We start from the raw sequence: 13797 nt of genomic DNA, 5'->3' as shown, positions 1-13797 counted from the left end.
TAGGGTTTCGTCATGACAGGCACAGGAGACGAGAAGAGCTACGGACACGGCCCCGAGCAGGTCGGCGCGCCGCGGAAGAAGAAGGCCTGGCCCGAGAAGCAGAAGGGTCCGGTGCTGGTGCGCCGGGACCAGGTCGGCACGAGCACCACGGACCAGCGCCTGCTGGACACCACCGGTCCGACCGACTGGCTGCACACCGATCCGTGGCGGGTGCTGCGGATCACCTCCGAGTTCGTCGAGGGCTTCGGCGCCCTCGCCGAACTCCCGCCCGCGATCAGCGTCTTCGGCTCGGCCCGGACCCCGGCCGACTCGCCCGAGTACGAGGCCGGCGTGGCCATCGGCCGGGCCCTCGCCGAGGCCGGCTACGCGGTGATCACCGGCGGCGGCCCGGGCGCCATGGAGGCCGCCAACCGCGGTGCCTCCGAGGCCGGCGGGCTGAGCGTCGGCCTCGGCATCGAGCTGCCCTTCGAGCAGGGCCTCAACGAGTTCGTCGACCTCGGGCTGAACTTCCGTTACTTCTTCGTCCGCAAGACGATGTTCGTGAAGTACGCCCAGGGCTTCGTGGTGCTGCCCGGCGGGCTCGGCACGCTGGACGAGCTGTTCGAGGCGCTCACCCTGGTGCAGACCAAGAAGGTCACCCGCTTCCCGGTGATCCTCTTCGGCAGCGCGTACTGGGGCGGCCTCTACGAGTGGCTGAAGAACACCCTGGTCGCCCAGGGCAAGGCGGCCCCGCACGACCTGGAGCTCTTCCACATCACCGACGAGATCGACGAGGTCATGAAGATCCTCGCCGACGCCCGCCGGCCGGTGAACGAGATCTAGCAGCTGCACATCCAGCCCCCGCCCGGCGGGCGGTGCCCGTCGGGCCCCGGGCGGCACCCCGCCCGCGCGGGCCGCGCCCCCCGGGGCGAGGGCTCACGCCAGGCCCCGGCGGGCGACCGCCGGGGGGCGGGTGCCCCGGATCGAGGCGACCATGTCCAGCACCTGGCGGGTCTCGGCGACCTGGTGCACCCGGTAGATCCGGGCGCCCAGCCAGGCCGAGACCGCCGTGGTCGCCAGGGTGCCGAGCAGCCGCTCGTTCACCGGCCGGTCCAGCGTCTCGCCCACGAAGTCCTTGTTGGACAGCGAGACCAGCACCGGGAAGCCGGTGGCGGTCATCTCCGGCAGCCGCCGGGTCGCCTCCAGCGAGTGCCGGGTGTTCTTGCCGAAGTCGTGCCCGGGGTCGATGACCACGGCGTCCCGCCGCACGCCCAGCTCCACCGCGCGCTCGGCCAGCCCGACCGTCACCCGCAGGATGTCCGCCATCACGTCCTCGTACCCGACCCGGTGCGGGCGGGTGCGCGGCTCCGCGCCGCCCGCGTGGGTGCAGACCAGCCCGACGTCGTGGCGCGCGGCCACCTCGGCGAGCTTCGGGTCGACCCCGCCCCAGGCGTCGTTCAGCAGGTCGGCGCCGACCTCGCAGACCGCGTCGCCGACCTCGTGCCGCCAGGTGTCCACGCTGATCACGGCCCCGGGGTGGCGCTTGCGCAACTCGGCCACGAACGGGACGGTGCGCCGCAGCTCCTCCTCCACCGTGACCTCGTCACCGGGCCCGGCCTTCACCCCGCCGATGTCCAGGATCGCCGCGCCCTCGGCCATCGCACGGTCGGCGGCGGCGAACGCGGCCTCGTCCGCGAAGGTGGCGCCCTTGTCGAAGAACGAGTCCGGCGTCCGGTTGACGATCGCCATGATCACCAGCTCGTCGTCGCCGAATTCCCGCGGTCCCAGGCGCAGTGCCACCGATGTCTCCTCCACAGCTCCTGCGGGTGCGATGATGGCCCCCGGCCTCACTAGGGACCATGCTGTCATGATCAGTTTGGTAATCGGCACCCTGACGAGGAGCGGCCGGAAGTTCGGGAGGACAGCTCGTGTTCTGGGTGATCGTGGTCGCCATGGCCGTGGTGGTGGGTGGCGCCGCGCTGGTGGCGCTCGGCGGGGGCGGCTCGATGCCGGAGGCGGTGCCCGACCGCCTCGCGGCCCGCCTGCCGCAGGACCGTCCGCTGAGCAAGGCGGACGTCGACGACCTGCGGCTGCCGATGGCCGTCCGCGGCTACCGGATGGACGAGGTGGACGACGTCCTGGACCGCCTCGGCGCCGAACTCGCCTACCGCGACTCGCGGATCGCCGAACTGGAGGCCGCCGCCCACCTGCGCGGCGCGGTCGAGGCGACCAACGGCCCGGACGCCGGCGCCGAGCCGCTGCCCGGCCTGGAGGAGTTCGCGAAGGTCGTCGAACCGGTCGTCGTGCTCACCAAGGACGAGCCCGAGGACGCGAAGCCGGTGAAGGACCAGTGACCACCCCCGCGCAGGGGGCGGTGCTCGGTGCGGACGGCCTGCTCCGCTGCGGCTGGGGCGACTCCACCGACGACTACCGGGTCTACCACGACACCGAGTGGGGCCGCCCGGTGCACGGGGACGACGCCCTGTTCGAACGCGTCTGCCTGGAGGCCTTCCAGTCCGGGCTCTCCTGGCTGACCATCCTGCGCCGCCGGGAGGGCTTCCGCGCGGCGTTCGCGGGCTTCTCCATCGCCGAGGTCGCCGGGTTCGGGGAGGCCGACGTGGAGCGGCTGCTCGCCGACGCCGGCATCATCCGCAACCGCGCCAAGATCGAGGCGGCCATCGCCAACGCCCGGGTCGCCCGCGACCTGGACGGCGGCCTGGACGCGCTGATCTGGCGGTTCGCCGCCGCCCCGGACCGGCCGGCCCCCCGCACCCTGGGGGAGGTGCCGGCCGTCACGCCCGAGTCGACGGCGCTCGCGAAGGAGCTGAAGCGGACGGGCTTCCGCTTCGTCGGCCCGACCACCGCCTACGCCCTGATGCAGGCCTGCGGCCTGGTCGACGACCACCTGGCGGACTGCCACGTCCGCACCGGGGCCGCCGCCGGAGCGGCGGCGGGACCCGGCGGGTCCTAGGGGGGTGTCTTGTGGATCACTGCCGCGGCCGCGGCGTCAGGGCACGCACCTCGCCGCGTTGTCGTCGGTCGCCGATGCTCCGCATGGACTCCCTCCTCCGCCTTGCGATGCACGCACCCTGACGCCGCAACCTAACCGACAAGATCCACAAGACACCCCCTAGCGGCCCAGGTAGGTCGGCTTCTCCTTGGCGATGAAGGCGCGGACCGCGATCCGGTGGTCCTCGCTCTCGCCCGCCAGGGTCTGCAGCTCGTCCTCCTTGTCCAGCAGCTCGTCCAGCGAGTGCGCGGCGCCGTACGCCAGCGACTCCTTGACGGCGCCGTAGGCCACCGTCGGGCCCTCGGCCAGCTCCCGGGCGAACACCCGGGCGGTGGCGGCGAGTTCCTCGGCGGGGACGACCTTGGTGGCCAGTCCCAGCTCCATCGCCTCGGTGGCCTTGACCGTCCGCGGCAGCATCAGCAGCTCGGTGGCCTTGGCGTGCCCGACCAGCCGGGGCAGCGTCCAGGAGGCGCCCGAGTCGGCGGTCAGGCCGATCCCGGTGAAGGCGGTGTTGAAGCCGGCCCGGTCGGACAGGATCCGGAAGTCGCAGGCGAAGGCCAGCGAGGCGCCCGCGCCCGCCGCCACCCCGCCCACCGCGGCGACGGTCGGCTTGCGCATCCCGGCCAGCGCCCGCACCAGCGGGTTGTAGTGCTCGGCGACGGTGCGCAGCGCGCCCTCGCCGGTCTCGTCGGCGCGCTTCAGCATCGTCAGGTGCTCGTTCAGGTCCTGCCCGACGCAGAACGCGCGCTCGCCGGCGCCGGTCAGCAGCACCGCCCGCACCGCCGGGTCGGCGGCCGCGGCGGTCACGGTGTCCCGCAGCGCGACCTTGGTCGCGACGTCCAGGGCGTTCATGGCCTCCGGGCGGTTGATGGTGATGACGGCCAGGCCGCCCTCGAGCTCGTACAGCACGGAATCGGACATGGGCGAGGGGCTCCCTTGTGATCGTCTCGGTGTCGGTCGTGTGCCAGGATGCCGGAGCACCCGTCCGGCTGGGGAGTGTGAGGTATCGCACCTTCCGGTGGCGTGCGCACGGCCGCCACGCCGGGGCTTATGACGGCAATTGCGGTGCTTGGGGGCGGTCCGGCCGAGGTTGCACCGAGAGTGATGTTGGTCATCAGGCCGTGGCATGCGGGATAATGGCTTCCGATCAATGCGTTCGATACCGGCGGTGGACGGACTGCCGGTGCGTAGCTGAGCGGTTGCAGGAAGGGGAACGAGCATGGCGGCCATGAAGCCGCGGACGGGTGACGGCCCGCTCGAAGTCACCAAAGAGGGACGGGGCATCATCATGCGCGTTCCGCTCGAAGGCGGCGGACGCCTGGTGGTGGAGCTCACGCCTGACGAGGCCGACGCCCTCGGCGAGGCCCTGAAGAAGGCCTGCGGCTGACCGCAGCAGGTGCTCGCCATCTCCTGGAGATGTGCCGCCGGGCCCGGGTACGACGTCATGTCGCCCGGGCCCGCGCGTTTCCCCGTCGCGACCGGCGGCGGGGCGCGGTCCGGTCCCCGGCGTCCGACGGGGTCGGCGCGTTCGACGGCCCTGGCGTCCGACGGCCCCGGCGCCTTCGACGGCCCTAGCGTTTGACGGCGCAGAGCAGCCCGTCCGAGACCGGTAGCAGCGCCGGCAGCAGCGCGTCGCTCTCCCGGACGTCCCGGACCAGTTCGCGCACCGCGTGCGTCTGCGGGTCCTGCAGCTCCGGCTCGGCCAGCCGGCCCTCCTGGAAGACCCCCTCGAAGCAGACCATCCCGCCCGGCCGCAGCAGCCGCAGCGCCTCCGCCAGGTACTCCCGGGACTCGGCCGGGTCGCCGTCGCAGAACACCAGGTCGTACTGGCCGTCGGCGAGCCTCGGCAGGACGTCCAGCGCCCGCCCCGGTATGAACCGCGAGCGGTTGGCGGCGAACCCGGCCGCCTGGTAGGCCTCGCGGGCCAGCTGCTGGTGGACCGGCTCCGAGTCCACCGTGGTGAGCACGCCGTCCGGCCGCATCCCGCGCAGCAGGTAGACGCCGGAGACGCCCGTCCCGGTGCCGATCTCGGCCACCGCCTTGGCGTCCAGCGCGGCCGCCAGCAGCCGCAGGCAGGCCCCGCCGCTGGGGCCGATCGACCGTATCCCGGTGCGCGCGGACTGCGCCCGGGCGTAGGTCAGCACCGCGTCCTCGCCGACGTAGGTGTCGGCGAGGGCCACGCGCGCGGGCCCGAAGTCGCTGATGGCTGCCTCTTTCGGAGCCCCGGGTGACGGCCCGGCGCCGGGGGAAGTCGATATTTCCTGCCACAGATTACTGGCCGACCGGGAACCGCGTACGGCGGCGGGCCGTTGTCAGGGAGGACCGGGTACGGGAGACCTCCCGGGCACTTTTATCCGGGCTTGACGGGTGAGGTGGATATGGTGGTGGCCCTGCTGGGCAGAAGAGCCGACCGAGGAGGTGTGGCCGAGGGCGACGTCCCCGTGCGGCGGCACTCCCGCGGCACCGCGTCGGCCCGTACGCCGAAGCCCGTGATGAACCAGCCTGCGCACTCCGACCTGGACCAGCCGGCCGCCGAAACGCCGGCCGCCGGGACCACCGAGGCCCCCGCCCTCGCGACCTTCACCGAGGGCCCCGACGCGCAGACCTGGACTCCGCCCACGTGGGAGGAGATCGTCGAGGCGCACAGCGCCCGCGTCTACCGCCTGGCCTACCGCCTGACGGGCAACCAGCACGACGCCGAGGACCTCACCCAGGAGGTCTTCGTCCGGGTGTTCCGCTCGCTGTCGACCTACACCCCCGGCACCTTCGAGGGCTGGCTGCACCGGATCACCACCAACCTGTTCCTGGACATGGTCCGCCGACGCCAGCGCATCCGCTTCGACGCGCTCGGCGAGGACGCGGCCGAGCGGCTCGCCTCCCGCGAGCCCAGCCCGGCCCAGCACTTCAGCGACACCCACTTCGACGCCGACGTGCAGCAGGCCCTGGACACCCTCGCCCCGGAGTTCCGGGCCGCCGTGGTGCTCTGCGACATCGAGGGCCTCTCCTACGAGGAGATCGCCGCCACGCTGGGCGTCAAGCTCGGCACCGTCCGCAGCCGCATCCACCGCGGCCGCTCCCACCTGCGCGCCGCGCTCAAGCACCGGGCCCCCGGCTCCGCCCCCGGGCGGGAGCGCCGCGGCGGCTCGGAGGAGCCGGTGCCGGTCGGCGCCGCCGCCGTCGAGGGCGCGGTCGCGCCCGGTGCGCGCGGACGGAGGCGATCGTGAGCGGAACCGGCCGGTCCGGGCCGGGCCAGTCGGACGCGTCCGGCCGGTCCGCCACCCGGCGGAGCTGGGCCCTGCCGGGCCGTCGCGGCCACGACGAGCCCGCCGAGCCGGTACCCCCCGCGGTCGCGCTGCCGGGCGAGACGGCGCTGCGCGCCGTGCCGGTGCGCCCCACCGAGCCCCCCGCCGAGGAACACCACCTCGGTGAGCGCCTCTCCTCGTTCCTGGACGGCGAGCTCGGCCACGACTCGCGCGAGCGCGTCCAGGCCCACCTGGCGACCTGCCCCCAGTGCCTCGCCGAGGCCGACGAGGGCCGCGCCGTCAAGCACCTGCTGACCCGCACCGGCACGCCCGGGCCGTCCACCGGGCTGATGGCCCGGCTGATGGCCGTCGGCGCCCTGCCGGACGGCGACCCGGCGGACACCGACTGGCCGGCCGGCCGCGGGGACGACGACGACCTGCCCGGCGGCGGTACCACGGCCCCCGGCACGCTCGGCGGCAGCCGGCTCAACGGCGGGACCTTCGGCCGCGGCGCCGGTGCCTCCTTCGGCGCGGGCGCGCTCGGCGCCGGAGCCCCGGTGCCCGGGGTCGACCCGCGGGCGTTCGGGCGCGGCGGCGCGGTGCTGCGTCCGCTGATGGGCCGGCGCTCGGCCCGCCCCGACGCCGCCGGCCACCCCGCGAGCCCCGTCCCGGCACGGGCGGCCGCCGCCCAGGTGCGCGCCGCCGCCCCGCGCGGGCGCCGCTTCGTCTTCGCCGCCGCGGGGGCCTTCTCGGTCGCCGCGGTCACGCTCGGCGGTGTCGGCGGCCTCAGCACCCAGGGCGAGGACCAGCACGGCACCTCGGTCAGCCCGGCGGGCAGCAACGGGAGCACCGGCCGCAGCGGCGGGCTGGTCCCGATGACCGGGCAGGTCCCGGTGGACTTCCCCGGCCGCCCCGTCGCGGCGACCCGCAACGCGACCCCGCCCCCGGCCCCGGAACGCCCCCCGGGCGGCCTCGTCGCCCTGCACCAGGAGACGGGCTACTAGGGCCGGACCCCGAGAGCCCGCCCATCGTCCGGACTCCGGCGCGACGGCCCCGGCCACCGGCAGGTCTTTACCACGGCTTCATCACAGCGTGGACCAGGGACCCGCCGGTGGCCATTACCCTGTAGGAACCGTCGTCCGACGAGCTAGGGAGCTTAGGTGTTCAGCGATGTAGGCGGGCTGGAGATCCTGACCCTGATCGTGATGGCGATCATCATCTTCGGCCCCGACAAGCTCCCGAAGCTGATCCAGGACACCATGGGCTTCATCCGGAAGGTCCGGTCCTTCGCGGACAACGCGAAGGAGGACATCCGCAGCGAGCTCGGCCCGGACTTCAAGGACTTCGACTTCGAGGACCTGCACCCCAAGACCTTCGTGCGCAAGCAGCTGCTGGGCGGCAACGAGGACCCGCTGGGCCTCAAGGACATGAAGGACTCGCTCGACATCCGTTCCGTGCTGGACGACAAGCCCGCGGCGCCGGTGAACGGCCGCAGCGGCAGCGTCAGCTTCGACAAGCCCGCGGCCCCGCCCGCGGCCGCCGCGGGCGCCCCGCTGCAGCCCGGCGAGCGGCCCCCGTTCGACCCCGACGCCACCTGAGCACGTACCGACCGCGCCCCGCCCGGCCGCCCGGCTGAGCCGGGCGCCGGCGTGTGCGCCGCTATTGTGCTGATTGCTCCCGATGAGCCGTCCGTCACATTCCGCCCGGTCGCGGGCCAGGAACGGCCCCCGGGAGCGCCGCGGTACGCCACGATGGGAGCGCGCCACGGCAGGCAAACGTGCGGTTGAGGAGGTCCGGGGATGGACGCGACGAGTCAGTCGGTGGGGACGACGGCCACGGCCGGCGGCCCGGTGGTCGGCGGGCAGGCCGGTCCGGCGGACCCCCTGGTGCCCTACCTGTCCGCCGACTTCCCCTGGTACGGCCTGGACGACGGCTGGACCGGCCGCCGCTACCTGATGCAGGCCGGTGCGGGCGGCCCCCGCGCCGGGGCGGCCGGCGGCGTCGACTACGGCACCCTCGGCCACGGCGAGGAGCCGGCCAGACAGTACGAGCCGCGGGACGTGCGCCGCTTCGCCGTCGTGGTCACGGTGGCCCGCCGGGACAGCCGCCGCAGCGCCGACAACACCGGCACCCTGGAGGCGACCTCCGCCTCCTCGGCGGCCTGGCTGGCCGGCTCCGGCCTGCTCGCCTCGACCTGGCCCGGCCAGCTCGACCGGGCGCTGCGCCAGGACTGGCTGGACCAGCAGAGCAGCCTCGCCTGGGACCTCGCCGACGACCTGGCCGGCCCCGGCTGGTCCACCCTGAGCCTGCCGGTCAACGGCCTCCCGCAGCCCTTCCGCTACCGCGAGTCGGAGTACGGCTGGGTGCTCGCGGGCGAGGCCCCCGGCGTCCTGCTCGGTGCGTACGGCCGTGGCGTGAGCGCCTACGGCGCCGGCTTCGCCACCGTCCCGGACCTGGCGGCCTACACCCGCCCGTAGGCCCCGCAGGCCCCGCCGGGCCGGTCCTGCCGGCCGCCCCGGGGCCCGCGCCGGCCCGCCCCGCCGCCGCGGACGCCGGAGGCCGGGTGGTGGGCACCACCCGGCCTCCGGTCCGTCGGTCCGTCAGTTCCGCCCCGTGGGCCCGGGGTCAGAACTTGTTCTTGGGCGTCAGGCCCAGGGAGAGGCCGGACAGGCCGCGCTGGCGGCCGCCGAGCTTGCCGGCGACGGCGCGCAGCGCGGCGCCGGCGGGGGAGTCGGGCGCGGCGAGCACGACCGGGCGGCCGTCGTCGCCGCCCTCGCGCAGGCGGACGTCGATCGGGATCGAGCCGAGCACCGGGACGGTCGCGCCGACGGTGCGGGTGAGCGCCTCCGCGACGACCTGGCCGCCGCCGGTGCCGAAGACGTCGATCATCTCGTCGCAGTGCGGGCACGGCATGCCGGACATGTTCTCGATCACGCCGACGATCTTCTGGTGGGTCTGCACCGCGATGGTGCCGGCCCGCTCGGCCACCTCGGCGGCGGCCATCTGCGGGGTGGTGACGATCAGGATCTCCGCGTTGGGGACCAGCTGCGCCACCGAGATCGCGATGTCGCCGGTGCCGGGCGGCAGGTCCAGCAGCAGCACGTCCAGGTCGCCCCAGTACACGTCGGCGAGGAACTGCTGCAGCGCGCGGTGCAGCATCGGGCCGCGCCAGACGACCGGGGCGTTGCCCGGGGTGAACATGCCGATCGAGATGACCTTCACGCCGTTCGCCTGCGGCGGCATGATCATGTCCTGGACCTGGGTGGGCCGGCCCTCGACGCCGAGCATGCGCGGCACGCTGTGGCCGTAGATGTCGGCGTCCACGACGGCGACCTTCAGCCCGTCGGCGGCCATCGCGGCGGCCAGGTTGACGGTCACCGAGGACTTGCCGACGCCGCCCTTGCCGGAGGCGACGGCGTAGACGCGGGTCAGCGTGCCCGGCTTGGCGAACGGGATCTCCCGCTCGGGGGCGCCGCCGCGCAGCAGCTGGGAGAGCTCCTTGCGCTGCTCGTCGCTCATCACGTCGAGCTCGACCTCGACACCGGTCACGCCCGGGACCTTGCCGACCGCCTCGCGGACCCGGGTGACGATGGTGTCGCGCATCGGGCAGCCGGAGACGGTCAGGTAGACCGCGACGTGCACGGCGCCGTCCTCGGCGATCGCGACCGATTTCACCATCCCGATCTCGGTGATCGGGCGGTTGATCTCCGGGTCGTTGACGGTCGCCAGCGCCTGGCGTACGGAATCCTCCGTGACGCCGGCCGCGACCTCTGTCTCGTTGGCCATGCCTTGATGGTACGGCGCGGGGGGTGCCCCTTAACCAGTCGGTAGCGTGCCGCCGGTCACAGCGCCTCGGCGGACTCCCGGCGCTCGTCGATCTCCTTGAGGAGCGACTGGAGTTCGGTGCGGATGCTGCCCAGCTCGGAGGAGATGAAGGCGCGGGTGGCGACCTCCCCGAGCCCGTGGCGCAGGGCCGCGACCTCGCGGGTCAGGTACTCGGTGTCGGCGATGTTGCGGTCGCTGCGGGCGCGGTCCTGCTCCATGTTGACGCGGTCCCGGTTGTCCTGGCGGTTCTGCGCGAGCAGGATCAGCGGGGCCGCGTAGGAGGCCTGGAGGGACAGGACCAGGGTCAGGAAGATGAACGGGTAGCTGTCGAACCGCACGTCCTCGGGCAGCAGGGTGTTCCAGGCCACCCAGATGATGATCACCACCGTCATCCAGACGATGAACCGGCCGGTGCCCAGGAAGCGCGCGATCCGCTCGGAGAGCTTGCCGAACGCCTCCGGGTCGTACGAGGGCAGGCTGATCAGGCCGGGCCGGGCGGTGCGCGGCTGGTCGAGCCGGCTGCGCGACGGGCCGGTGGAGGAGGTCTCGGTGCGCCGCTCCCGGCCGCCCTCGCGGTTGCGCAGCTCCCGGAGCTGGCGCAGCTCGCTCTGGAGGCGCTGGCGGGGGGACTCCTCCCGCCGTCCCTTGCGGTCAGCGTCCACCACGCACCTCTTCCCTCGTGTCGTCGTCCTGTGCATCGTCGTGGCCGTGCAGGGCGGCCTCGCGCCAGTCCTCGGGCAGCAGGTGGTCGAGCACGTCGTCGACGGTGACCGCGCCGAGCAGGTGGTCCGCCTCGTCGACGACCGGCGCCGAGACCAGGTTGTAGGTCGCCAGGTAGCTGGTGATCAGCGACAGCGGGGTGTCCGGCGGCAGCGGGTCCAGGTCGTCGTCGACGAGGGAGCCGACCAGGACGTACGGGGGTTCGCGCAGCAGCCGCTGGAAGTGCACGGTGCCCAGGTACTTGCCGGTCGGGGTCTCGTTCGGCGGCCGGCACACGTACACCTGCGCGGCCAGCGCGGGCTTGTGGTCGCGGACCCGGATCCGGGCGAGGGCCTCGGCCACCGTGGCGTCCGGCTCCAGGACGACCGGTTCGGTGGTCATCAGACCGCCGGCGGTGTTCTCCTCGTACGACAGCAGGCGGCGGACGGGCTCGGCCTCGTCCGGCTCCATCAGCTGGAGCAGGCGCTCGGCCTCGTCGCCGGGCAGTTCGGAGAGCAGGTCGGCGGCGTCGTCCGGGTCCATCGCCTCGAGGACGTCGGCGGCGCGTTCGTCCTGGAGCTTGCCGATGATCTCGATCTGGTCGTCCTCGGGCAGCTCCTCCAGGACGTCGGCGAGCCGCTCGTCGTCGAGGGCGGCGGCCACCTCGGCCCGGCGCTTGGCGGACAGGTGGTGCATCACGCTGGCGAGGTCGGCGGCGCGCAGCTGCTCGAAGGTGGCCAGCAGGTTGGCGGCGCCCTGGTCCTGTTCGGGCAGCGCGAAGCCGGTGACGTCCTGCCAGTCCAGGGTGAGCCGCTCGCCCTTGCCCTTGCGCAGCCGGCCGGCCCGGCCGATCTGGACGAAGACCTTGCTGATCTCCCACTCGCGCAGCCGGGTCTGCACCATCCCGACGTCCAGGACGGTGACCTCCTCGCCGGTCTTGGACCAGGTGACGGTGCGGTCCAGCAGCTCGGCGAGCACCATCGTCTCGGACGGGCGCTGCTCGAAGCGCCGCAGGTTGATCACGCCGGTGGTGAGCACCTGACCGGACTCCATGCTGGTGACCCTGGTCATCGGCAGGAAGATCCGGCGCCGGCCGACCACCTCGACCACCAGCCCGAGGACCCGCGGGGGGCGGCCGCCGAGCCGCAGCGAGACGACCACGTCCCGGACCCGGCCCACCTGGTCGCCGTTCGGGTCGAACACGGCGAGCGCCGAGAGGTGGGAGATGAAGACCCGGGTACCTGGCCCTGCCATGAACTCCCTCGACTCGCTCGACGCCGGTGCCTGGCACGCCGGGGCGCACCCGGGGCCTAGGCTACCCGCGCGTCGGTGCCCCGGCCCGACGAGGCACCGTACACAGCCGCGGAGGCCCGGGCGTGAACCTTTAGCGGCGCTTGAACAGCAGTTTGGGCAGACCGGCCGGGATCGGCCGGCGGGTGGTGGCCGGGGTGTCCATCGGCCGGGCGGCGTGCGAGCCGTCCGGCATGGCGTCCGGGCGTTCGGTGAGGGCGCCGGCCGGCTCCAGCCGCAGCACCCGGCACTCGCGGGCCCAGCGGTCGCCGATGGTGTCGGTGTCGGGCGCGTTCAGCCGCTTGCCCTTGAGCTCCTCGACGGCGCCCAGCCAGGCCTCGCCGTTCGGGGCGAGCTCGGACACCCGGGCGTTCCAGCCGGTCAGTCGGCCGCCCTTGTCCTTGCTGCGGACGGTCACCACCGCGTCGGAGCCGGCCACCAGGCCGTGCAGCGGCTGCTCGCCGCCGTCGCCGACCACCACCACCGCGCCGTCGTGCCAGGCGTGCCAGAGCGGGCGGGCCTGTTCCTGGCCCTCCGCGCGGACCCAGAGGAGGCTGGACTTCTTCGCGGCCTCCTCCAGCAGGGCCTGGTCGAGGAAGTCGTCGGAGGTCGCGGCGGCAGGCGTACGGTCCATGGCGGACAGCGTACGGCCTCGGGCTCGCCCGCCGTCCACGGAGTGTCTCAGCCCCCGGGCGACAGCTCCGTGCCCGGCTCACGGGCCTTACCGTAGGAGCCCCTCGTCCACGTCACCCAGCAGAGGAGCGCCGTGCCCGCCGCCCGGCCCGCGACCGCCCCCGCACCCGCCGCCGACACCGTCCGGCCGGGCCACCCCCTCCCCACCCTCGACCTGGTGCTGCTCGCCGTCTCGATCGCCGGCATCTCGCTGTCCGGCCCGCTGATCAGCGCCACCGCCGCGCCCGCGCTGGCCATCGCGTTCTGGCGCAACGTCATGTCGGTCGGCGTGCTCGGCCCCTACGCGCTGCTGCGCCACCGCGCCGAGCTGCGCGGGATCGGCCGCCGGGCGCTGCTGCTCGCGACGGCCGCCGGCGCGCTGCTCGCCGTGCACTTCGCGCTCTGGATGCCCAGCCTGCGGATGACCTCGGTGGCCTCGGCGACGGCGCTGGTCACCACCACCCCGCTGTGGACGATCCTGCTGATGCGGCTGTTCGGCGTCCGGGCGCCGCGGCTGGTGTGGCTCGGGATGTGCGTGGCCTTCGCCGGTGTGCTGGTGCTGACCGGCGTCGACCTCTCGCTCTCCTCGCGCGCCCTGCTCGGCGACGCCCTCGCGCTCGGCGCGGGCCTGGCCGCGGCGGGGTACATGCTGCTGGGCGCCGAGGTCCGCAGGACCGTCAGCACCACGGCGTACACGCTGGTCTGCTACGCCACCACGGCGGTGGGCCTGCTGGTGATCTGCCTGGTCGCCGGGACCCCGCTGGCCGGCTGGCCGGCCGGGGTGTGGTGGCAGATCGTGCTGCTGATGGTCGCCGCGCAGCTGCTGGGCCACTCGCTGAGCAACCGCGTGGTGCGCACCCTCGGCCCCTCGATCACGTCCACGGCGATCCTCCTGGAGACCCCGGGCGCGGCCCTGATCGCCGCCCTCTGGCTCGGCCAGTGGCCGCCGGTGGCGGCCTACCCGGCGGTGGTGCTGATCCTGCTCGGCCTGGTGCTGGTCGCCCGGGGCGGCCGGCGCCGGGCCGAGGGGTAGGGCCTACGGCCTGTCTTCAAACCCCCGGCGTCGCCCCGCAGACGCGG

Annotated in this window: 16 protein-coding genes; 9 read left to right on the top strand and 7 right to left on the bottom strand. The window is 74.1% G+C overall.

The window, feature by feature from the left end; translation table 11 throughout:
- Positions 1 to 12: 12 nt before the first annotated feature.
- Positions 13 to 822, top strand: a complete 810-nt coding sequence (locus ACFYUY_RS27005) for a TIGR00730 family Rossman fold protein (RefSeq protein WP_360213805.1) — start codon at positions 13 to 15, stop codon at positions 820 to 822.
- A gap of 93 nt (positions 823 to 915) precedes the next feature.
- Here the strand turns inward: ACFYUY_RS27005 and folP are convergent, their stop codons facing one another.
- Positions 916 to 1728: a dihydropteroate synthase gene (gene folP, locus ACFYUY_RS27000; RefSeq protein WP_360213897.1), complete on the bottom strand. Its 813-nt coding sequence runs from the start codon at positions 1726 to 1728 to the stop codon at positions 916 to 918.
- 179 nt (positions 1729 to 1907) lie between these two features.
- Between folP and ACFYUY_RS26995 the strand changes: the two genes are divergently transcribed.
- Together ACFYUY_RS26995 and ACFYUY_RS26990 are read left to right on the top strand one after the other, a co-directional pair.
- On the top strand, positions 1908 to 2333 hold the full coding sequence (locus ACFYUY_RS26995; protein WP_360213807.1) for a DivIVA domain-containing protein: 426 nt from the start codon (positions 1908 to 1910) through the stop codon (positions 2331 to 2333).
- A complete protein-coding gene (locus ACFYUY_RS26990; protein ID WP_387904414.1) occupies positions 2330 to 2950 on the top strand; it encodes a DNA-3-methyladenine glycosylase I in 621 nt (206 codons plus the stop codon). The genes ACFYUY_RS26995 and ACFYUY_RS26990 overlap by 4 nt, the downstream gene beginning before the upstream one ends.
- A 159-nt stretch (positions 2951 to 3109) precedes the next feature.
- Here ACFYUY_RS26990 and ACFYUY_RS26985 read toward each other — a convergent pair whose 3' ends face one another.
- A complete protein-coding gene (locus ACFYUY_RS26985) occupies positions 3110 to 3910 on the bottom strand; it encodes an enoyl-CoA hydratase-related protein (RefSeq protein ID WP_360213811.1) in 801 nt (266 codons plus the stop codon).
- Positions 3911 to 4208: 298 nt separating this feature from the next.
- Between ACFYUY_RS26985 and ACFYUY_RS26980 the strand changes: the two genes are divergently transcribed.
- Positions 4209 to 4376 (top strand): DUF3117 domain-containing protein, encoded by a 168-nt coding sequence (locus tag ACFYUY_RS26980; protein WP_014137929.1) that lies wholly within the window; start codon positions 4209 to 4211, stop codon positions 4374 to 4376.
- 184 nt (positions 4377 to 4560) lie between these two features.
- On the opposite strand, the gene ACFYUY_RS26975 is transcribed toward ACFYUY_RS26980, so the two are convergent.
- Positions 4561 to 5169 carry an O-methyltransferase gene (locus ACFYUY_RS26975; protein ID WP_360213813.1) on the bottom strand — a complete coding sequence of 203 codons (609 nt, stop codon included), beginning with the start codon at positions 5167 to 5169 and terminating at the stop codon, positions 4561 to 4563.
- A 312-nt stretch (positions 5170 to 5481) separates the two neighbouring features.
- Between ACFYUY_RS26975 and sigE the strand changes: the two genes are divergently transcribed.
- The 4 genes from sigE (at position 5482) to ACFYUY_RS26955 (ending at position 8708) form a co-directional block, all read left to right on the top strand.
- Entirely contained in the window at positions 5482 to 6213 is a 732-nt protein-coding gene (gene sigE / locus ACFYUY_RS26970; RefSeq protein ID WP_387904530.1) for an RNA polymerase sigma factor SigE, read from the top strand.
- Entirely contained in the window at positions 6210 to 7235 is a 1026-nt protein-coding gene (locus tag ACFYUY_RS26965) for a zf-HC2 domain-containing protein (RefSeq protein ID WP_360213815.1), read from the top strand. Before sigE ends, ACFYUY_RS26965 begins: the two co-directional genes overlap by 4 nt.
- 156 nt (positions 7236 to 7391) lie before the next feature.
- Positions 7392 to 7829 carry a sec-independent translocase gene (locus tag ACFYUY_RS26960; protein ID WP_387904409.1) on the top strand — a complete coding sequence of 146 codons (438 nt, stop codon included), beginning with the start codon at positions 7392 to 7394 and terminating at the stop codon, positions 7827 to 7829.
- Positions 7830 to 8030: 201 nt separating this feature from the next.
- Positions 8031 to 8708 (top strand): hypothetical protein, encoded by a 678-nt coding sequence (locus tag ACFYUY_RS26955; protein WP_360213819.1) that lies wholly within the window; start codon positions 8031 to 8033, stop codon positions 8706 to 8708.
- Positions 8709 to 8856: 148 nt separating this feature from the next.
- Here ACFYUY_RS26955 and ACFYUY_RS26950 read toward each other — a convergent pair whose 3' ends face one another.
- The 4 genes from ACFYUY_RS26950 to ACFYUY_RS26935 form a co-directional block, all read right to left on the bottom strand.
- On the bottom strand, positions 8857 to 10017 hold the full coding sequence (locus ACFYUY_RS26950) for an Mrp/NBP35 family ATP-binding protein (RefSeq protein ID WP_360213821.1): 1161 nt from the start codon (positions 10015 to 10017) through the stop codon (positions 8857 to 8859).
- 56 nt (positions 10018 to 10073) lie between these two features.
- Positions 10074 to 10640 (bottom strand): DUF1003 domain-containing protein, encoded by a 567-nt coding sequence (locus ACFYUY_RS26945; RefSeq protein ID WP_360213901.1) that lies wholly within the window; start codon positions 10638 to 10640, stop codon positions 10074 to 10076.
- A 67-nt stretch (positions 10641 to 10707) separates the two neighbouring features.
- Entirely contained in the window at positions 10708 to 12009 is a 1302-nt protein-coding gene (locus tag ACFYUY_RS26940; RefSeq protein ID WP_360213823.1) for a magnesium transporter MgtE N-terminal domain-containing protein, read from the bottom strand.
- A 130-nt stretch (positions 12010 to 12139) separates the two neighbouring features.
- Entirely contained in the window at positions 12140 to 12679 is a 540-nt protein-coding gene (locus ACFYUY_RS26935; RefSeq protein WP_387904406.1) for a hypothetical protein, read from the bottom strand.
- A 132-nt stretch (positions 12680 to 12811) separates the two neighbouring features.
- On the opposite strand from ACFYUY_RS26935, the gene ACFYUY_RS26930 reads away from it, so the two are divergent.
- Positions 12812 to 13750 (top strand): DMT family transporter, encoded by a 939-nt coding sequence (locus ACFYUY_RS26930; RefSeq protein WP_387904403.1) that lies wholly within the window; start codon positions 12812 to 12814, stop codon positions 13748 to 13750.
- The last annotated feature ends 47 nt before the right edge of the window (positions 13751 to 13797 follow it).

The sequence above is a fragment of the Kitasatospora sp. NPDC004745 genome, from assembly GCF_042873275.1.
GTDB lineage: Bacteria > Actinomycetota > Actinomycetes > Streptomycetales > Streptomycetaceae > Kitasatospora.
This window is presented reverse-complemented; position numbering and strand designations above follow the sequence as displayed.